The following is a 14,736-nucleotide window of genomic DNA, read 5'->3' as shown; positions in this document are numbered from 1 at the left end:
GGCGGGACCTGGGCAGCTACCAGTTGTTGTTGACCCAGGCGTTCAACCGGGGCGGCAAGCCAGTGCGCTTATTGGGGATAGGGGTGCGGCTGGAGGATTTGCGCGGTGGGTTTGAGCAGTTGGAGTTGTTTGAGCGGTGAGGCTGGCAATGAGTGCCCTGCTTGGCGCGGTCCTTGTGGCAAGGAAATCCTGTGGGAGCAAAGCTTGCTCGCGATGGCATCCTTGAGACCGCCATCGCGGGCAAGCCTTGCTCCCACAGGCGTTGCCCTCACACAATTTTCCTTGCCACAGGGTGTTTCAGTTAGCGCCAGGATCCGCCACCAACCGCCCGCCGTCCTTGGTCAGTGCTTTCATGAACTCGGCCTGCAACTCCGGATCGTTGCGGGTCAGTTCGATCAGGCTCTGTTCCAGTTCGCTGGCTTCTTCTTCGAGACCCAGCTCCGACAGGCGCTTGACTCGATGCACCCACTGGCTCACCTCGTCATCTTCCAGGTCGTCGTAGATCAAGGCGTGGGCTTCCACCAGCTTGCTGCGCAAGGTGCTGCTGATGCTCAGGGATGAGTCGGTGTGCACTTCGTCTTGGGCATCGGTCACGCTGATCTGCAATTTGCCGAACTGGCTCAGGTCCTGCTCGGCGAACGGGCTTTCCAGCAGGTTCAAGCGCAGCACGCCGTTGCGGTCGGTGCTCAGCTCGAAGGTCTGCCGGGCAGCCTTGACCTCCACCGGGCGTTCGCTCCAAGGCAGGCTCGAGTGTTCCGTACGCTTGTCGCGCTGGACTTCGTCGATGCCCGCCAGGTTCTGCTGGGCGCGGCCATGGGAAGGGACGTTCATGAACGGGTTGAGCCCGGCGAAACCGTAGCTGATCCAGTCACGGGTCACGGTGTCCGGCAGGTTGCCGAGGGCGAACACATTGACCACGTTTGCGCCGACACCGGCCACCACGGCCACCGCGCCCAAGGGGATCTCGTAAATCTCCCGCCAGGGTTGGTACGGCGTGTAGCGGTCGTAATGGCGAGTGACCTCGAATTCAGTGACTTCGAAGGTCTTCTGCTCATTGATTCGCACCCGGCGCTGCGGCAGGTCGAGCACCTTGGGTTCGCCCACATCGATCTGCAGGCTGTGGTCGAGCAATTTGCGCTCGACCCGCTCTTCGTGCTCGCTGCGTTGCGACATTTGGTTGGCACAGCCGCTGACCAGCAGGGCGCCGCACAGGGCGGCGCCACCGAGGCCTAAGGTGTTTCGCTTGAACATGACGTCTCTATCTGGTGTCAGCGGCGGATACGGGCCTGGAGGAACGACAGCACGTCGGCGACCGGCAGCGCTTGCGGCTCGGCCTCGGTGCGGCTCTTGTATTCCAGGTTGCCTTCGGCCAGGCCACGGTCACTGACGACGATCCGATGCGGGATGCCGATCAGTTCCATGTCCGCGAACTTGATGCCGGGGCTGGTTTTCTTGTCGCGGTCGTCCAGCAGCACTTCGAAGCCGGCGGCCGTCAGTTCGGCGTAGAGCTTGTCGGTGGCTTCACGCACCAGGTCGGTTTCATAGCGCAGCGGCACCAGGGCAATCTGGAAAGGCGCCAACGTGTCGCTCCAGATGATGCCTTTCTCGTCGTTGTTCTGCTCGATGGCGGCAGCCACCACGCGGGAAACGCCGATGCCATAGCAACCCATTTCCAGGGTAACCGGCTTGCCGTTTTCGCCCAGCACTTCGCACTTCATCGCCTTGCTGTACTTGTTGCCCAGCTGGAAGATGTGCCCGACTTCGATGCCCCGCTTGATTTCCAGGGTGCCCTTGCCGTCCGGGCTCGGGTCGCCGGCCACGACGTTGCGCAGGTCCGCGACGGTTGGTACCGGCAGGTCACGCTCCCAGTTCACGCCGAAATAGTGCTTGTCGTCGAGATTGGCGCCGATGGCGAAATCGCTCATCAACTCCACCGAGCGGTCGATGATGATCGGCAGCGGCAGGTTCAGCGGGCCGAGGGAGCCGGCACCGGCGCCGATGGCGTCGCGCAGCTCGGCTTCGGTAGCCATGACCAGCGGGCTGGCGACGCCTGGCTGGTTGGCGGCCTTGATTTCATTGAGTTCGTGGTCGCCACGGACGATCAACGCGATCAGCTTGCCGGCTTCTTCCGCCCGTACGATCAGGGTCTTGATGGTGCGCTCGATCGGCAGGTTGTAGCCTTCCACCAACTGGGCGATGGTCTTGGCATTCGGTGTGTCCACCAGGCGCAACTCTTCGGTCGGCGCGGCGCGGGAGGTTTCCCGTGGCACGGCTTCGGCTTTCTCGATGTTGGCGGCGTAGTCGGAGCCATTGCTGAAGACGATGTCGTCTTCGCCGGACTCGGCCAGCACGTGGAACTCGTGGGAGCCGGCACCGCCGATGGAGCCGTTGTCGGCTTCAACCGGGCGGAATTTCAGGCCCAGGCGGGTGAAAATGTTGCAGTACGCCTGGTGCATGCGGTCGTAGGTGATCTGTAGCGAAGCCAGGTCGGCGTGGAACGAGTAGGAATCCTTCATGATGAATTCGCGACCGCGCATCAGGCCGAAGCGTGGACGGATTTCGTCACGGAATTTGGTCTGGATCTGATACAGGTTGATCGGCAGCTGCTTGTAGCTGCTCAACTCGTTGCGCATCAGGTCGGTGATCACTTCTTCGTGAGTCGGGCCTGCACAGAAGTCGCGACCGTGACGGTCCTTGATGCGCAGCAGCTCAGGGCCGTATTCTTCCCAGCGCCCCGATTCCTGCCACAGCTCGGCCGGTTGGGTGCCCGGCATCAACACTTCCAGGGATCCGGCAGCGTCCATCTCTTCGCGAACGATGGCTTCGACCTTGCGCATGACCCGCAGGCCCATCGGCAGCCAGGTGTACAGGCCCGAGGCGAGTTTGCGGATCATGCCGGCACGCAGCATCAACTGGTGGCTGATCACGACGGCGTCGGAAGGCGTTTCTTTCTGTGTGGCGAGCAAATATTGACTGGTGCGCATGGTTGGCCGTTGTCGGTTGCTGATGACGAGAAGTGACGGAGCATTGTACGGGCGAGATGCCCTGGCGTACAGGCGCGTGGCCGGTCGCCCGGTGCGAACGCCGGTTTCCCCGGCGTTTTCTGAAGTTTCCTACGATTCTTCCGCAGGCCGGGTGGGCGTCGGTTCCGCAGTGGGCGTCGAGCCCTGGCGACGGTTTTCCTGGAACCAGTGCAAGGCGATCAGCAGCAGGGTCGGAACGCCCAGCAACGCGGTGATCAGGAAGAAGTTGTGATAGCCGAACTTCTCCACCATCACCCCTGAATAACCGCCGATCAGGCGCGGCAACAACAGCATGATCGAGCTGAGCAGGGCGTATTGGGTGGCGGAGAATTTCAGGTTGGTCAGGCTCGACAGGTAGGCGACGAACGCTGACGTGGCCAGGCCGGAGCTGAAGTTGTCCAGGGAAATGGTGACAATCAGCATCTGTACGTTGGCGCCCATGTCGGTGAGCATCAGGAAGAGGATATTGGTGCCGGCCGAGGCGACGCCGCCGATGAACAGGATGGGCAGGATGCCGAAACGTACGATCAGCAGGCCGCCCATGCCGGCACCGACGAGGGTCATGATCAACCCGAAGATCTTGCTGACACTGGCGATCTGGTCCTTGGTGAATCCCTGGTCGATGTAGAACACGTTTGCCATGACGCCCATGACCGTGTCGGACATCCGATAGGTCGCGATCAGCCCAAGCAGCAGGAGGGCCTGCCAGCGGTAACGCAGGATGAAGTCGTTGACCGGCGTCAGCACCGGCGCCAATCCGCGGCGCCCCACGGCCGACAGGCACAGGGCGGTCAGGATGATATAGAGGATGGCCCGCAGGAACGCACGGTCTTCGAGCAGCAGGTCGAGCAGGCTGACGCCTTCGAACAGCACGCTGGCGAAGTCGGTGTTGTAGAGCTGGGTGAACATCGCCGGAACAGACACCAGCAGCACGATCAGCACGAACACCGACGCCAGTTGATGGGCGAATGAGTAGCGCCCGGCCTGCAATTGGGTGCGCAGCGGCACCGGTGGTTCGCGCATGAACAGCGAGGTGAGCAACGCCGGGACCATCAATACGCCGAACAGCAGGTAGGTGCCGGCCCAGGCCGAGTGTTTGTAGCTGAAGCCGGTGGAGCCAAATCCTTCGGCGAAGAACAGGGCCCCAGCGGTGGCCAGCAGCGCCGCGATGCGGTAGCCGGACATGTAGCTGGCGGCGAGGGCGGCCTGGCGGGTGTCGTCGGCGATCTCCAGGCGATAGGCGTCGACGGCAATGTCCTGCGTCGCAGAAGCGAAGGCTACGATGACGGCGATGGCGATCAACCATGACAGGTGTTTCTGTGGGTCGCAGAAACCCATGCCGATCAGGCCGAGGATTACCAGGCCCTGGGAGAGCACCAGCCATGAACGCCGACGCCCGAGTTTACCCAGCAGCGGCAGGCGCCATTGGTCGAGCAGCGGCGACCAGACCCATTTAAAGGCGTATGCCAGGCCGATCAGGCTCGCGTAGCCGATGGTTTCGCGGGCCACACCGGCTTCGCGCAACCAGACCGAAAGCGTGGAAAACACCAGCATGTACGGCAAGCCGGCAGCGAAGCCAAGCAGCAACAGCACGAGCGTCGAGGGACTGGCATAGGCGGCAAGGGCGGCGCGCCAGGTTTTACGGGGCATGGGCTGGAGTCTGCCTCAAAAATTGCGAAAACAAAGCGCGCACTCTAACCGCTGTGCTCTACCGGGCGCCAGCCATGGCGCTGAATATCAACACGATTGTTCAGGACACTGATCCCTTCCATGCGCAGGCGTGCGCGCTGTTCATCCCCTGAGGCGCTGCCCGCCGGCAGGCTGATCCGACCGCCGGCACCCAATACCCGATGCCAGGGCAGTTTCGTGTCGTTCGGCAACTGGCTGAGGGTCCGCCCAACCCAGCGCGCCGCGCGGCCCAGGCCGGCCATATCAGCCAGTTGGCCATAGGTCACCACCTTGCCCGCTGGCACCTGTGCCAGGGTCAGGTAAAGGGTGGTGCGGCGGATTTGGGCGGCGTTCTCGGTATCCAGGGATGCATCAGTCACGTTCAGGCGTCCGAAAAAAGAGGGCGTGTGGCCGTTTGTAGGTTAAGTCCTGTAAAGCTGGTTGAGAAATGAACTCATTACAAATACGTTGGTCAGTCCTTGCTGAGGTGTCGTCCCGGGGGATAATGCCGCCTTTTCACCGCAAACTTGAGCTCTTTATACGCTTATGTTGTCTAGAACCCTGCTTTGCCTGGCTGTTGCCAGTGCCTCCACACCCCTGCTTGCCGACACAGTCTGGTTGAAGAATGGGGACAAACTCAGTGGCAAGATTACCGTTTTTGATGGCGGCAAGTTGCTGATCCAGACCGATTACGCCGGCGCGATTCCCATCGACTGGAAACAGGTCAAGACCCTGGAAAGTGATCAGCAACTCTTGGTCAAGCAGGACGCTTATACCGGCGAGAAAGCCAAGGCGCTGCATGCGGCCGAGGATGGCAAGGTCACCTTGGCCAACGGTGATGCGCCCAAGACCGTCGACCTGGCCAGTATCCAGCAGATCCTCAAGCCCAAGCCGGTGGTCGAGGACTTGGTGTGGAAGGGCAATGTCGATGCCGCGCTGGATTACCAGCGTGCGGAAAACGATACCGACGATTATGACGTCGACTTCAAGACCTCGGCACGTCATGGCAGATGGCGGCACACTGCCGAAGGCGAATACAACCGTGAATTCCAGGATGACGTGGTTTCCACCGATAACTGGCGCTTGGAATATTCTCTCGACCGGTTCATAACCGACAAATGGTTCTGGCAAGGCCGCCTGAACTACAAGCGTGACAAGGTCGAAGACCTGGCGCGCCAGCGTGTGGTGGGTACCGGTCCGGGTTATCAGTTCTGGGATGACGAGCTGGGCGCGTTCTCGCTGGGTTCGCTGTTGAACCGCACCGACTATGAATACCGTGACGGCGGTAAGGACAACTTCTATTCCGTCGCCATGAAATGGGACTACAACCGCTACTTGATTGGCAAGCGCGTCGAGTTCTTCACCAACGGTGAAGTGGGCAAGCCACTGTCCGACGTGGCGGATTACGCCTACGACGCTGAAGTGGGATTGCGCTACAAGGTTACCGATTGGGCGTCGCTCAACCTCAAGGCTGAGAAGGACGTCATTGAAGGGACCGAAGACAGCGATCTGAGCAAGACACGCTACACGGCTGGATTTGGCGTCACCTGGTAATCCCGGGCGAGTAACAAATTCTGTGGGAGCGAGCTTGCTCGCGATAGCGGTATGTCAGCAATATGAATGTTGACTGAAGCGCCGCTATCGCGAGCAAGCTCGCTCCCACAGTTTTTTTGCGCCGGCAAAAACTGACAGGCACAAAAAAGCCCCGCTTTTGAGGGCGGGGCCTTTTACTAAAGCAAGGACAAGTTAGATAACTTGAACTTCTTCAGCTTGCATGCCTTTCTGACCGCGGGTAGCGATGAAAGAAACCTGTTGGCCTTCTTTCAGGCTTTTGAAGCCGTCGGATTGGATAGCTTTGAAGTGAACGAACAGGTCGTCACCGGATTGTGGGGTGATGAAGCCGAAGCCTTTTTCATCGTTGAACCACTTAACGGTACCGGTTTGGCGATTAGACATGGTGTAACTCCTTGAACAAAGATAACTGCGACTCAGGAAGAACCCTGGCCGAGACTGAGTGCAAAGAGCAGGAAAAATTCTTGTAGATGGTTGGATCGAAATTCAACATATCGTGTAGAGATTCTCAGTGACACAAGCAGCACAGTGGCGCCACCTTAACCCTTTTTCCAGAATGTGCCAATGGTCTTTGCGAAGGTTTCTCTTATTTGGTGACTGACGGCGCGGGCGATGGCCGGCAGGACCCGGAAATCAAGGCGGATCGGCGAGATTTGCGTACCGCGCTTTGAACCCGGCCCCGCGCCCCGGTAAGATGCCGGACGTATTTTTTCCACCTCGCTATTTCAGGAAACCGCCATGAGCATCAAATCGGACAAGTGGATTCGCCGCATGGCGCAAGAGCACGGCATGATCGAGCCCTTCGTCGAACGCCAGATGCGTGGCGAAGGCGCCGACCGGCTGATCTCCTTCGGCGTCTCCAGCTACGGCTACGACGTGCGCTGCGCCGACGAATTCAAGGTGTTCACCAATATCAATTCGGCCACCGTCGACCCGAAGAACTTCGACGAGAAGAGCTTCGTCGACGTCAAGAGCGACGTTTGCATCATCCCGCCGAACTCCTTCGCCCTGGCCCGTACCGTCGAGTACTTCCGTATTCCGCGCAACGTACTGACCATCTGTCTGGGCAAGAGCACCTACGCCCGTTGCGGCATCATCGTCAACGTCACGCCGCTGGAACCCGAGTGGGAAGGCCACGTGACCCTGGAATTCTCCAACACCACGACCCTGCCGGCGAAAATCTACGCCAACGAGGGTGTGGCGCAGATGCTGTTCCTGGAATCCGATGAAGAATGTGAAGTTTCCTACAAGGATCGCGGCGGCAAGTACCAGGGCCAGCGCGGCGTGACGCTGCCGCGTACCTGAATCTGACGAGCTGTTGGAATTCCTGGGCGGGCAGACACTCTATTGCGTGTACTGCCCGTTTTTGTGCGTCAGCGCAGCGGGCCTTCGCTCAGGAGTTGCTCTATGAAGATCGATCCGCGAATAAGTGCCGAACTGGCAAGGCTTGAGCCCAATCAGATCGGCGTCATGGCCTGGTCGTTGCTGGCCCATCCTGTCGAAGCGGCGGGCGGCATCCCTGGCCAGCCCGATCCCGATACCCCCAACGAACAACCTACCGAACCCGGCGAGCCTACCCTGCCGGACGAGCCGCCTCCTGCGCCGGTTGCCTGATGAGACGATGGCCCGCCAGCGATAGCACAGAGTGCTTCAGCTGACGGGCCATATTTCGTTATCGCCGATGACAAAAATCCTGCAATCGCTGTCTTGCTCGACTCGATAGCCGCCCGTGAACGCGCCGAAGGCCGGCAGCAGGCTGATTTCACTGCCCAGACGGAAGCAGGCCAGGCGCAGGCGTTGCCGGCCCTTGCCGCTCAGGTGATAGACCGGGTGCACATGACCGGCCAGCACATGGCGGCTGGGGTGTGGCACCGGATCGTGCTGCACGGCAAAAGGCCCCAGGAGCAACGGCTCCGGTACAACGCGAATGTTCAGCGCTGGCGGTGGGTCACCGGCGCGTTTGTCGTGGTTGCCACGAATCAGCGTCATGGCCAGGTGCGGATGTCGCTCACGCCAATCGGAAAGTGCCTTCAAGGTGCCGGGCGCATGAGAGCCGGGGCCGTGGAGAAAATCCCCGAGAAAAATCAACTGTCGGCACGCCAGGCTGGCCAGCAATGCATCCAGTACGGCGATGTTGCTGGCGGTGGTGCCGTGGGGCACCGGTTGCCCGAGGCTGCGATAGGCGGCGGCCTTGCCGAAATGAACATCGGCCACCATCAGGGTTTCCTGGGCGGGCCAGTACACGGCTTTTTCCGGGAGCAACCAGAGTTCTTCGCCGGCCAGGCTGACGGGATAGGGCGCGGGCATCAGGCGTCACCGCGATCGGCGGTTTTTTCCAGCTCGCTGACCATCCGCCGGATGCGGTCGGCGAGTTTTTCCGAACTCATGCTTTCCCGGAACCGCTCCACCAGCAGCGGAAACCCGAGCGGGGTGGGGCGCTTGATGACGTGCAGGTCCAGCTTCAAGGTATTGAGGCGTTGCAAGGTCTGCTCCAGTCGACGGATATCCAATTCTTCACGCAAGACTTCCTCCCCGGCCTGGGCCAGCAGGAGATTGTCGGCGTCGTATTGCTTGAACACCTGGAAGAACAATCCGCTGGACGCCTGGACCTGCCGGGTGCTTTTCGGCGCACCGGGGTAACCGGCGAAGACCAGCCCGGCGATCCGGGCGATTTCGCGAAAGCGCCTGAGGGCCAATTCCCCGGCGTTCAGGCTCGCGAGCACGTCGGTCAGCAGATGATCGACGTTCAGCAGGCCCGGGGTCAGGTATTGCGACCAATCCACAGCCGTGGCACTGAGCAGTTCCAGGCCGTAGTCGTTGACCGCAATGGAAAACGTCAGCGGCTGTTGCCGGCTGACACGCCAGGCCAGCAGGCTCGCCAACCCCAGATGCACCTGACGCCCGGCAAACGGGTACAGGAACAGGTGCCAGCCTTCCCGTGACTTGAGGGCTTCGGCCAGCAATGTGTTTTGCGTGGGCAAACCGGACCAGCGTTGTTGGGTCAAGAGCAGGGGCTGCACGGCATGCATCTCCGGCCCCTGGAAGCGGCCCGCGGCGGCTTCGCCCAAACGGGCCACGACGGCGGCGGCCAGTTCGCTGGAGAGCGGCATGCGCCCGCCGTTCCAGCGCGGCACAGCAGCCTTCTTGGCCTGGCTGCGTCGCACGTAGGCGGTCATGTCTTCGACCCGGACCAATTCCAGCAACCGCCCGGCGAACAGGAACCCGTCACCGGGGCGCAGGCGGGCGATGAAGCCTTCCTCTACGCTGCCCAGGGTCTTGCCGCCTCCACCCTTGCTCCAGAACTTCAATTGCAGGCTGGCATCGCTGACGATGGTGCCGATGCTCATGCGGTGACGGCGGGCCAGGCGTGCGTCAGGCACTCGCCAGATCCCATGTTCGTCCGGTTCGACGCGTCGGTAATCGGGGTAGGCAGTCAATGACAGGCCGCCATGGCGCACAAACGCCAGGGCCCAGGCCCATTCGGCCGGGTTGAGGTCGCGGTAGGCCCAGGCACCGCGCACTTCCTCGAACAGTTCTTCGGGAACGAAGCCGCCGCCCAAGGCCATGCTCACCAAGTGCTGCACCAGGACGTCCAGCGGCTTGTGGGGCGATTCGCGCGGTTCGATGCGCCGTTGGGCCACGGCGTCCTGCGCGGCGGCGGCCTCGATCAATTCCAGGCTGTGGGTCGGCACCAGCGTCAGCCGCGAGGTCCGGCCTGGTGCGTGACCGGAGCGCCCGGCCCGTTGCATCAGCCGTGCTACGCCCTTGGCCGAGCCGATCTGCAGCACCCGTTCCACCGGCAGGAAGTCCACCCCCAGGTCCAGGCTGGACGTGCAGACCACCGCTTTGAGCTGGCCGTCCTTCAATGCCTGTTCCACCCAATCCCGGGTATCACGCGACAGCGAGCTATGGTGCAGGGCGATCAGCCCGGCCCAATCGGGCCGCGCCTCAAGAAGCGCCTGATACCAGATTTCCGATTGTGCGCGGGTGTTGGTGAAGACCAGGCAACTGCCGCTTGCGTCGATTTCGGCAACGACTTGGGGCAACATTTTCAGGCCAATGTGTCCGGCCCACGGAAAACGTTCGAGGGTCGGGGGTAACAGCGTGTCGACCCGCAGCGGCTTGCCATCGGCCCCCCGCACGCTGATCCCGTTGCCTTGCGGGATCAATACCTGCTCGGCGTGGGCCTGGTTGCCCAGGGTCGCGGACACGCCCCAGACGATGAGTTCGGGATGCCAGCGCCGCAAGCGCGCCAGGGCCAGTTGCAATTGCACACCACGTTTGTTGCCGAGCAACTCGTGCCATTCATCCACCACGACCATGCGCAGGGTCGAGACGGCAGTGTGCGCATCGGCCCGGGCGAGGATCAGGGTCAGGCTTTCGGGGGTGGTGATCAGCGCGGTGGGCAGGCGCCGGCCCTGGCGGGCGCGTTCATTGGCGCTGGTATCGCCGGTGCGCAGGCCGACGCTCCATGGCAGGTGCAGGTCTGTCAGCGGCGCTTCGAGGGCTTTGCCGGTGTCGGCTGCCAATGCGCGCATCGGCGTGATCCACAGGACCGTCAGTGGTTCGGCCGGCGGCTTGCGTTTGCGCGGTTTATCCAGCGGCGGTGCTGCTCGGGCGAAACGGTTGAGGGCGGCAAACCACACGGCATAGGTTTTGCCGGCACCGGTATTGGCATGCAACAGCCCGGATTCCCCCCGCTTGACCGCGGCCCAGACCTGCTTCTGAAAGGCAAACGGCTTCCAGCCGCGGGCATCGAACCACTGTTTCGCAAAATTGTTGGATGTCGCCATGCCTGCCGTGTGCGCCCTGAACGTCTTCTTTCAGTGACCACGGCGGGATGCGAAAGGTTTTATGCAAGATATCCGTGGCGAGCGTGCTTTTGTGGCGAGGGAGCTTGCTCCCGCTGGGCTGCGAAGCGGCCCCCTGATCTGGATGACACGCTGCAAGGGGAGGCTGCGCCTCCAGCGGGAGCAAGCTCCTTCGCCACAAAAGCGGTTTGCCACAAAAAACAGGCTGTCAGGTGCGCCGAAGCTTATTTGATCGTTCCCACGCAGGAGCGTGGGAATGATCGAGCCCGAGGTTTACTTCAGGTTGCCACTGAGAAACTGCTTGAGCCGTTCACTCGTGGGATTGCCCAGCACGTCTTCCGGCCTGCCTTCTTCTTCCACCAGGCCTTGGTGCAGGAACAGCACCTGGTTCGAGACTTTGCGGGCGAAGCTCATTTCGTGGGTCACCATGATCATGGTCCGGCCTTCCTCCGCCAGGCCCTGGATCACCTTCAGCACTTCGCCCACCAGCTCGGGGTCCAGGGCCGAGGTCGGTTCGTCGAACAGCATCACCTCCGGCTCCATCGCCAGGGCGCGGGCAATGGCCACGCGCTGTTGCTGGCCGCCGGAGAGAAACGCCGGGTATTGCTCGGCGACCCGTGCCGGCAGGCCGACCTTGTCAAGATAACGCCGGGCGCGGTCGTCGGCTTCCTGCTTGCTGACACCCAGCACCCGGCGCGGCGCCATGGTGATGTTTTCCAGCACGGTCATGTGGCTCCACAGGTTGAAGTGCTGGAACACCATGGCCAGGCGTGTGCGGATGCGTTGCAGTTCGTCGGCATCGGCCACGTGCATGCCGTGGCGGTCCTTGATCATCTGGATCGGCTGGCCGTCCAGGCTCATGGCGCCGTCGTTGGGTTGTTCCAGGAAGTTGATGCAGCGCAAAAAGGTACTTTTGCCTGAGCCGCTGGCGCCGATGAGGCTGATGACGTCACCGGTCTTGGCCTTGAGCGAAACGCCCTTGAGCACTTCATGTTCGCCATAGCTTTTATGCAGGCCTTCGATGGTCAGTTTGTACATGGAGCATGCATCCTCAAGGCGAAAGTAGGTAGCCGCTGCGATAGGCTTCGGTGCCGGCGACATGGGCGATCACCATGCCGGCCGTGGCCATGCGGCGCAGCGAACGGGCGTACAGCAGCCCGGCGTTACGGCAATGAACAGGGGTGACGGTGTCGTTGACCGGGTCGATGACTTCCGCGATCAGTTGCCCCGCCTCCAGGTATTCGCCGGGCAGCGCGCTGTAGACCAGCAACCCACCCACGGGCGTGGTCACCGGCTCGACAGCGGCCAACGGCGTGGCCGGGTAGGGCAGCTCGGGCATGGGCATCGGTTCGCCGTCGATGGCGCCGAAACGGATCAGGTATTCGATCAAAGCCTGGCAGTCCAGGCTCGCCAGCCCATGGTTGACGTCACCCTGGCCACGCAATTCCACGGTGACCGAAAAACTGCCCAGGGGAATCTCGAAGCGGTCGCCGAAGCGTTCCTTGAGTTGCCACCAGAGCAGGGTGAAGCATTCGTCGAACGACTGGCCGCCCGAATCGGTCGCCAGCAGGCAGGCTTCGGCACCGATGTAGCGGGCCAGCGGTTCGACCTGTGGCCAGGCTTCGGGTGTGGTGTAGAGGTGGGCCACGGCTTCGAAGTCGCAATGCAGGTCCAGCACCATGTCGGCGTCGCAGGCCAGCCGTTGCAGGGCCAGGCGCAGGGATTGCAATTGCGTGCCTGCTGTCTGCCGGGCGAGGGCGTCGCGCAGGCTGGTACGGATCAGCATCAGGTTGTGCTGCGGATCGTCGGTGAGCAGGTCCTGGATTTCGTTGCCGATCTCTTCGCTCAGGTCGACGAAACGGCGGTTGAAGTTCTGCCCGCTCTCGGTTTCGTAGCGGCCCAGGGGAACGTCCATCAGCACTTGTTCAAGGCCGATGGGGTTGGCGACGGGCACCAGCACGATCTCGTGCCGCAGGTGGCCCGACGCTTCGAGTTCGGCCAGGCGCTGCTTGAGGTGCCAGGCGACCAGCATGCCCGGCAGTTCATCGGCGTGCAGGGACGACTGGATATAGATTTTGCCGACGGCTTTTTCCGGGCCGAAGTGGAAGCTGTGGATCTTGCGTGCGGTCCCCGGTACCGGGGCCAGCAGGTCATGGATCTGGTGGCGCATTTACGTGTGTGTCCTGGAACAAAAGCCCTAGTGGGCCGGCCCGAGAAAGGCCAGCCAGCGGCGTTCGGCGAGGCGGAAGAGGCCCACCAGTGCAAAGGTGACGGTCAGGTAGATCAACGCGGCGATCCCGAACGACTGGAACGTCAGGAACGTCGCCGAGTTGGCGTCCCGGGCGACTTTCAGCACGTCTGGAACGGTAGCGGTGAACGCCACGGTCGTCGAGTGCAGCATCAAGATGACTTCGTTGCTGTAGTACGGCAGCGAGCGGCGCAGCGCCGACGGCATGATCACGTAGGTGTACAGCTTCCACCCGGTCAGCCCGTAGGCCTTGGCCGCCTCGACTTCACCATGGTTCATGCTGCGAATCGCCCCGGCAAAGATTTCCGTGGTGTAGGCGCAGGTGTTCAAGGCGAAGGCCAGGATCGTGCAGTTCATCGCGTCGCGAAAGAAACTGTCGAGCATGGGCTGGGCGCGCACCGCTGCGATGCTGTAGATGCCGGTGTAGCAGATCAGCAATTGGATATAGAGCGGTGTGCCACGGAACAGGTAGGTGTAGAACTGCACCGGCCAGCGCACGTAGAACTTGGGTGAAACCCGGGCGATGGACAGCGGGATCGACACCACGAAGCCGATCAGCAGCGAGGCGCTGAGCAGCCACAGGGTCATGGCCAGGCCCGTGACGTTGACGCCATCGCTGTAGAGGAACGGTCGCCAGTATTCTTGCAGAAGTTCGATCATCGCACCGCCTCCCGGGCTCCGGCGGCGTAGCGGCGTTCAAGCCAGCGCAGGATGAAATTGGACGCGCTGGTGATCAGCAGATAGATCAGTGCCGCCAGTACCAGGAAGTAGAACAACTGGTAGGTGCTCTTGCCCGCATCCTGGGCCGCCTTGACCAGATCGGCCAGGCCGATGATCGACACCAGCGCGGTGGCCTTGAGCATCACCATCCAGTTGTTGCCGATACCCGGCAGGGCAAAGCGCATCATTTGTGGAAACACCACGAAGCGAAAGCGCTGGCCACGCTTGAGGCCATACGCGGTGGCGGCTTCGACCTGGCCCCGGGGGACCGCGAGGATCGCGCCGCGAAAGGTTTCGGTGAAGTACGCGCCATAGATGAAGCCCAGGGTGATCACCCCGGCGCCGAATGGGTCGATCTCGATGTATTCCCATTCCATGAAGTCGGTAAACGAGGTCAGCCAGGTTTGCAGGCTGTAGAAAATCAGCAGCATCAGCACCAGATCCGGTACGCCGCGGATCAGCGTGGTGTAGAGCTGGGCAGGAATTCGCAGCAGTTTGACGCTGGACAGCTTGGCACTGGCGCCCAGCAGGCCGAGCAAGACGCTCAACAGCAAGGACAGGGCCGACAGCTTGATGGTCATCCAGGTGCCTTGCATCAGCAGCGGGCCAAAGCCCTGCAGGCTGAAGGCGGAGAGCCCCAGATTTTGTAGGAGTTGTTCGAACATGGATGAAAGCCTTTGGCATGAGAAAAGCG

General features: G+C 61.7%; 14 protein-coding genes and 1 pseudogene. 4 read left to right on the top strand and 11 right to left on the bottom strand.

Annotated elements, in window-relative coordinates:
* Positions 1–140: pseudogene (locus tag LQ215_RS24585) on the top strand (DNA polymerase IV); the annotation flags it as partial.
* A 157-nt stretch (positions 141–297) separates the two neighbouring features.
* Here the strand turns inward: LQ215_RS24585 and LQ215_RS24580 are convergent.
* The 4 genes from LQ215_RS24580 to LQ215_RS24565 all read right to left on the bottom strand — a co-directional run bounded on the left by LQ215_RS24580 (position 298) and on the right by LQ215_RS24565 (position 5,071).
* Positions 298–1,251, bottom strand: coding sequence for a hypothetical protein (locus LQ215_RS24580; protein ID WP_014336852.1), 954 nt, complete (start codon positions 1,249–1,251; stop codon positions 298–300).
* Between the two features lie 17 nt (positions 1,252–1,268).
* Complete coding sequence (locus LQ215_RS24575; RefSeq protein WP_230152972.1) at positions 1,269–2,984, bottom strand: proline--tRNA ligase; 1,716 nt, start codon at positions 2,982–2,984, stop codon at positions 1,269–1,271.
* Between the two features lie 129 nt (positions 2,985–3,113).
* Positions 3,114–4,673 (bottom strand): AmpG family muropeptide MFS transporter, encoded by a 1,560-nt coding sequence (locus tag LQ215_RS24570; RefSeq protein WP_230152971.1) that lies wholly within the window; start codon positions 4,671–4,673, stop codon positions 3,114–3,116.
* A 44-nt stretch (positions 4,674–4,717) separates the two neighbouring features.
* Entirely contained in the window at positions 4,718–5,071 is a 354-nt protein-coding gene (locus LQ215_RS24565) for an MGMT family protein (RefSeq protein WP_230152970.1), read from the bottom strand.
* 166 nt (positions 5,072–5,237) lie between these two features.
* On the opposite strand from LQ215_RS24565, the gene LQ215_RS24560 reads away from it, so the two are divergent.
* Positions 5,238–6,245, top strand: coding sequence for a DUF481 domain-containing protein (locus LQ215_RS24560; protein ID WP_230152969.1), 1,008 nt, complete (start codon positions 5,238–5,240; stop codon positions 6,243–6,245).
* A 192-nt stretch (positions 6,246–6,437) separates the two neighbouring features.
* On the opposite strand, the gene LQ215_RS24555 is transcribed toward LQ215_RS24560, so the two are convergent.
* The gene (locus LQ215_RS24555) at positions 6,438–6,647 is read right to left on the bottom strand and encodes a cold-shock protein (RefSeq protein ID WP_002554837.1); all 210 of its coding nucleotides are present in this window, start codon (positions 6,645–6,647) and stop codon (positions 6,438–6,440) included.
* Positions 6,648–7,001: 354 nt separating this feature from the next.
* Here LQ215_RS24555 and dcd point away from each other — a divergent pair, with 354 nt between their 5' ends.
* Positions 7,002–7,568 (top strand): dCTP deaminase, encoded by a 567-nt coding sequence (dcd, locus tag LQ215_RS24550; RefSeq protein ID WP_003184751.1) that lies wholly within the window; start codon positions 7,002–7,004, stop codon positions 7,566–7,568.
* A gap of 102 nt (positions 7,569–7,670) precedes the next feature.
* Positions 7,671–7,877 (top strand): hypothetical protein, encoded by a 207-nt coding sequence (locus LQ215_RS24545; protein WP_003184748.1) that lies wholly within the window; start codon positions 7,671–7,673, stop codon positions 7,875–7,877.
* A gap of 36 nt (positions 7,878–7,913) precedes the next feature.
* On the opposite strand, the gene pdeM is transcribed toward LQ215_RS24545, so the two are convergent.
* The 6 genes from pdeM to LQ215_RS24515 all read right to left on the bottom strand — a co-directional run bounded on the left by pdeM (position 7,914) and on the right by LQ215_RS24515 (position 14,707).
* A complete protein-coding gene (pdeM, locus tag LQ215_RS24540; RefSeq protein ID WP_230152968.1) occupies positions 7,914–8,570 on the bottom strand; it encodes a ligase-associated DNA damage response endonuclease PdeM in 657 nt (218 codons plus the stop codon).
* A complete protein-coding gene (locus LQ215_RS24535; RefSeq protein WP_230152967.1) occupies positions 8,570–11,056 on the bottom strand; it encodes a ligase-associated DNA damage response DEXH box helicase in 2,487 nt (828 codons plus the stop codon). The genes pdeM and LQ215_RS24535 overlap by 1 nt, the downstream gene beginning before the upstream one ends.
* A 291-nt stretch (positions 11,057–11,347) precedes the next feature.
* Positions 11,348–12,112 carry an ABC transporter ATP-binding protein gene (locus LQ215_RS24530; RefSeq protein ID WP_003198401.1) on the bottom strand — a complete coding sequence of 255 codons (765 nt, stop codon included), beginning with the start codon at positions 12,110–12,112 and terminating at the stop codon, positions 11,348–11,350.
* 13 nt (positions 12,113–12,125) lie between these two features.
* Positions 12,126–13,244 carry a succinylglutamate desuccinylase/aspartoacylase family protein gene (locus LQ215_RS24525; RefSeq protein WP_230152966.1) on the bottom strand — a complete coding sequence of 373 codons (1,119 nt, stop codon included), beginning with the start codon at positions 13,242–13,244 and terminating at the stop codon, positions 12,126–12,128.
* Positions 13,245–13,271: 27 nt separating this feature from the next.
* Entirely contained in the window at positions 13,272–13,982 is a 711-nt protein-coding gene (locus LQ215_RS24520) for an ABC transporter permease (RefSeq protein ID WP_230152965.1), read from the bottom strand.
* Entirely contained in the window at positions 13,979–14,707 is a 729-nt protein-coding gene (locus LQ215_RS24515) for an ABC transporter permease (protein WP_025212190.1), read from the bottom strand. Before LQ215_RS24515 ends, LQ215_RS24520 begins: the two co-directional genes overlap by 4 nt.
* Between the last annotated feature and the right edge of the window lie 29 nt (positions 14,708–14,736).

The sequence above is a fragment of the Pseudomonas brassicacearum genome, from assembly GCF_918698105.1.
GTDB lineage: Bacteria > Pseudomonadota > Gammaproteobacteria > Pseudomonadales > Pseudomonadaceae > Aquipseudomonas > Aquipseudomonas brassicacearum_F.
This window is presented reverse-complemented; position numbering and strand designations above follow the sequence as displayed.

Bases quoted from the DNA above. Each gene is read 5' to 3' on its own strand.
- LQ215_RS24580 (WP_014336852.1), bottom strand. From the start codon at position 1,251: ATGTTCAAGCGAAACACCTTAGGCCTCGGTGGCGCCGCCCTGTGCGGC.
- LQ215_RS24575 (WP_230152972.1), bottom strand. From the start codon at position 2,984: ATGCGCACCAGTCAATATTTGCTCGCCACACAGAAAGAAACGCCTTCC.
- LQ215_RS24570 (WP_230152971.1), bottom strand. From the start codon at position 4,673: ATGCCCCGTAAAACCTGGCGCGCCGCCCTTGCCGCCTATGCCAGTCCC.
- LQ215_RS24560 (WP_230152969.1), top strand. From the start codon at position 5,238: ATGTTGTCTAGAACCCTGCTTTGCCTGGCTGTTGCCAGTGCCTCCACA.
- LQ215_RS24555 (WP_002554837.1), bottom strand. From the start codon at position 6,647: ATGTCTAATCGCCAAACCGGTACCGTTAAGTGGTTCAACGATGAAAAA.
- dcd (WP_003184751.1), top strand. From the start codon at position 7,002: ATGAGCATCAAATCGGACAAGTGGATTCGCCGCATGGCGCAAGAGCAC.
- LQ215_RS24545 (WP_003184748.1), top strand. From the start codon at position 7,671: ATGAAGATCGATCCGCGAATAAGTGCCGAACTGGCAAGGCTTGAGCCC.
- pdeM (WP_230152968.1), bottom strand. From the start codon at position 8,570: ATGCCCGCGCCCTATCCCGTCAGCCTGGCCGGCGAAGAACTCTGGTTG.
- LQ215_RS24535 (WP_230152967.1), bottom strand. From the start codon at position 11,056: ATGGCGACATCCAACAATTTTGCGAAACAGTGGTTCGATGCCCGCGGC.
- LQ215_RS24530 (WP_003198401.1), bottom strand. From the start codon at position 12,112: ATGTACAAACTGACCATCGAAGGCCTGCATAAAAGCTATGGCGAACAT.
- LQ215_RS24525 (WP_230152966.1), bottom strand. From the start codon at position 13,244: ATGCGCCACCAGATCCATGACCTGCTGGCCCCGGTACCGGGGACCGCA.
- LQ215_RS24520 (WP_230152965.1), bottom strand. From the start codon at position 13,982: ATGATCGAACTTCTGCAAGAATACTGGCGACCGTTCCTCTACAGCGAT.
- LQ215_RS24515 (WP_025212190.1), bottom strand. From the start codon at position 14,707: ATGTTCGAACAACTCCTACAAAATCTGGGGCTCTCCGCCTTCAGCCTG.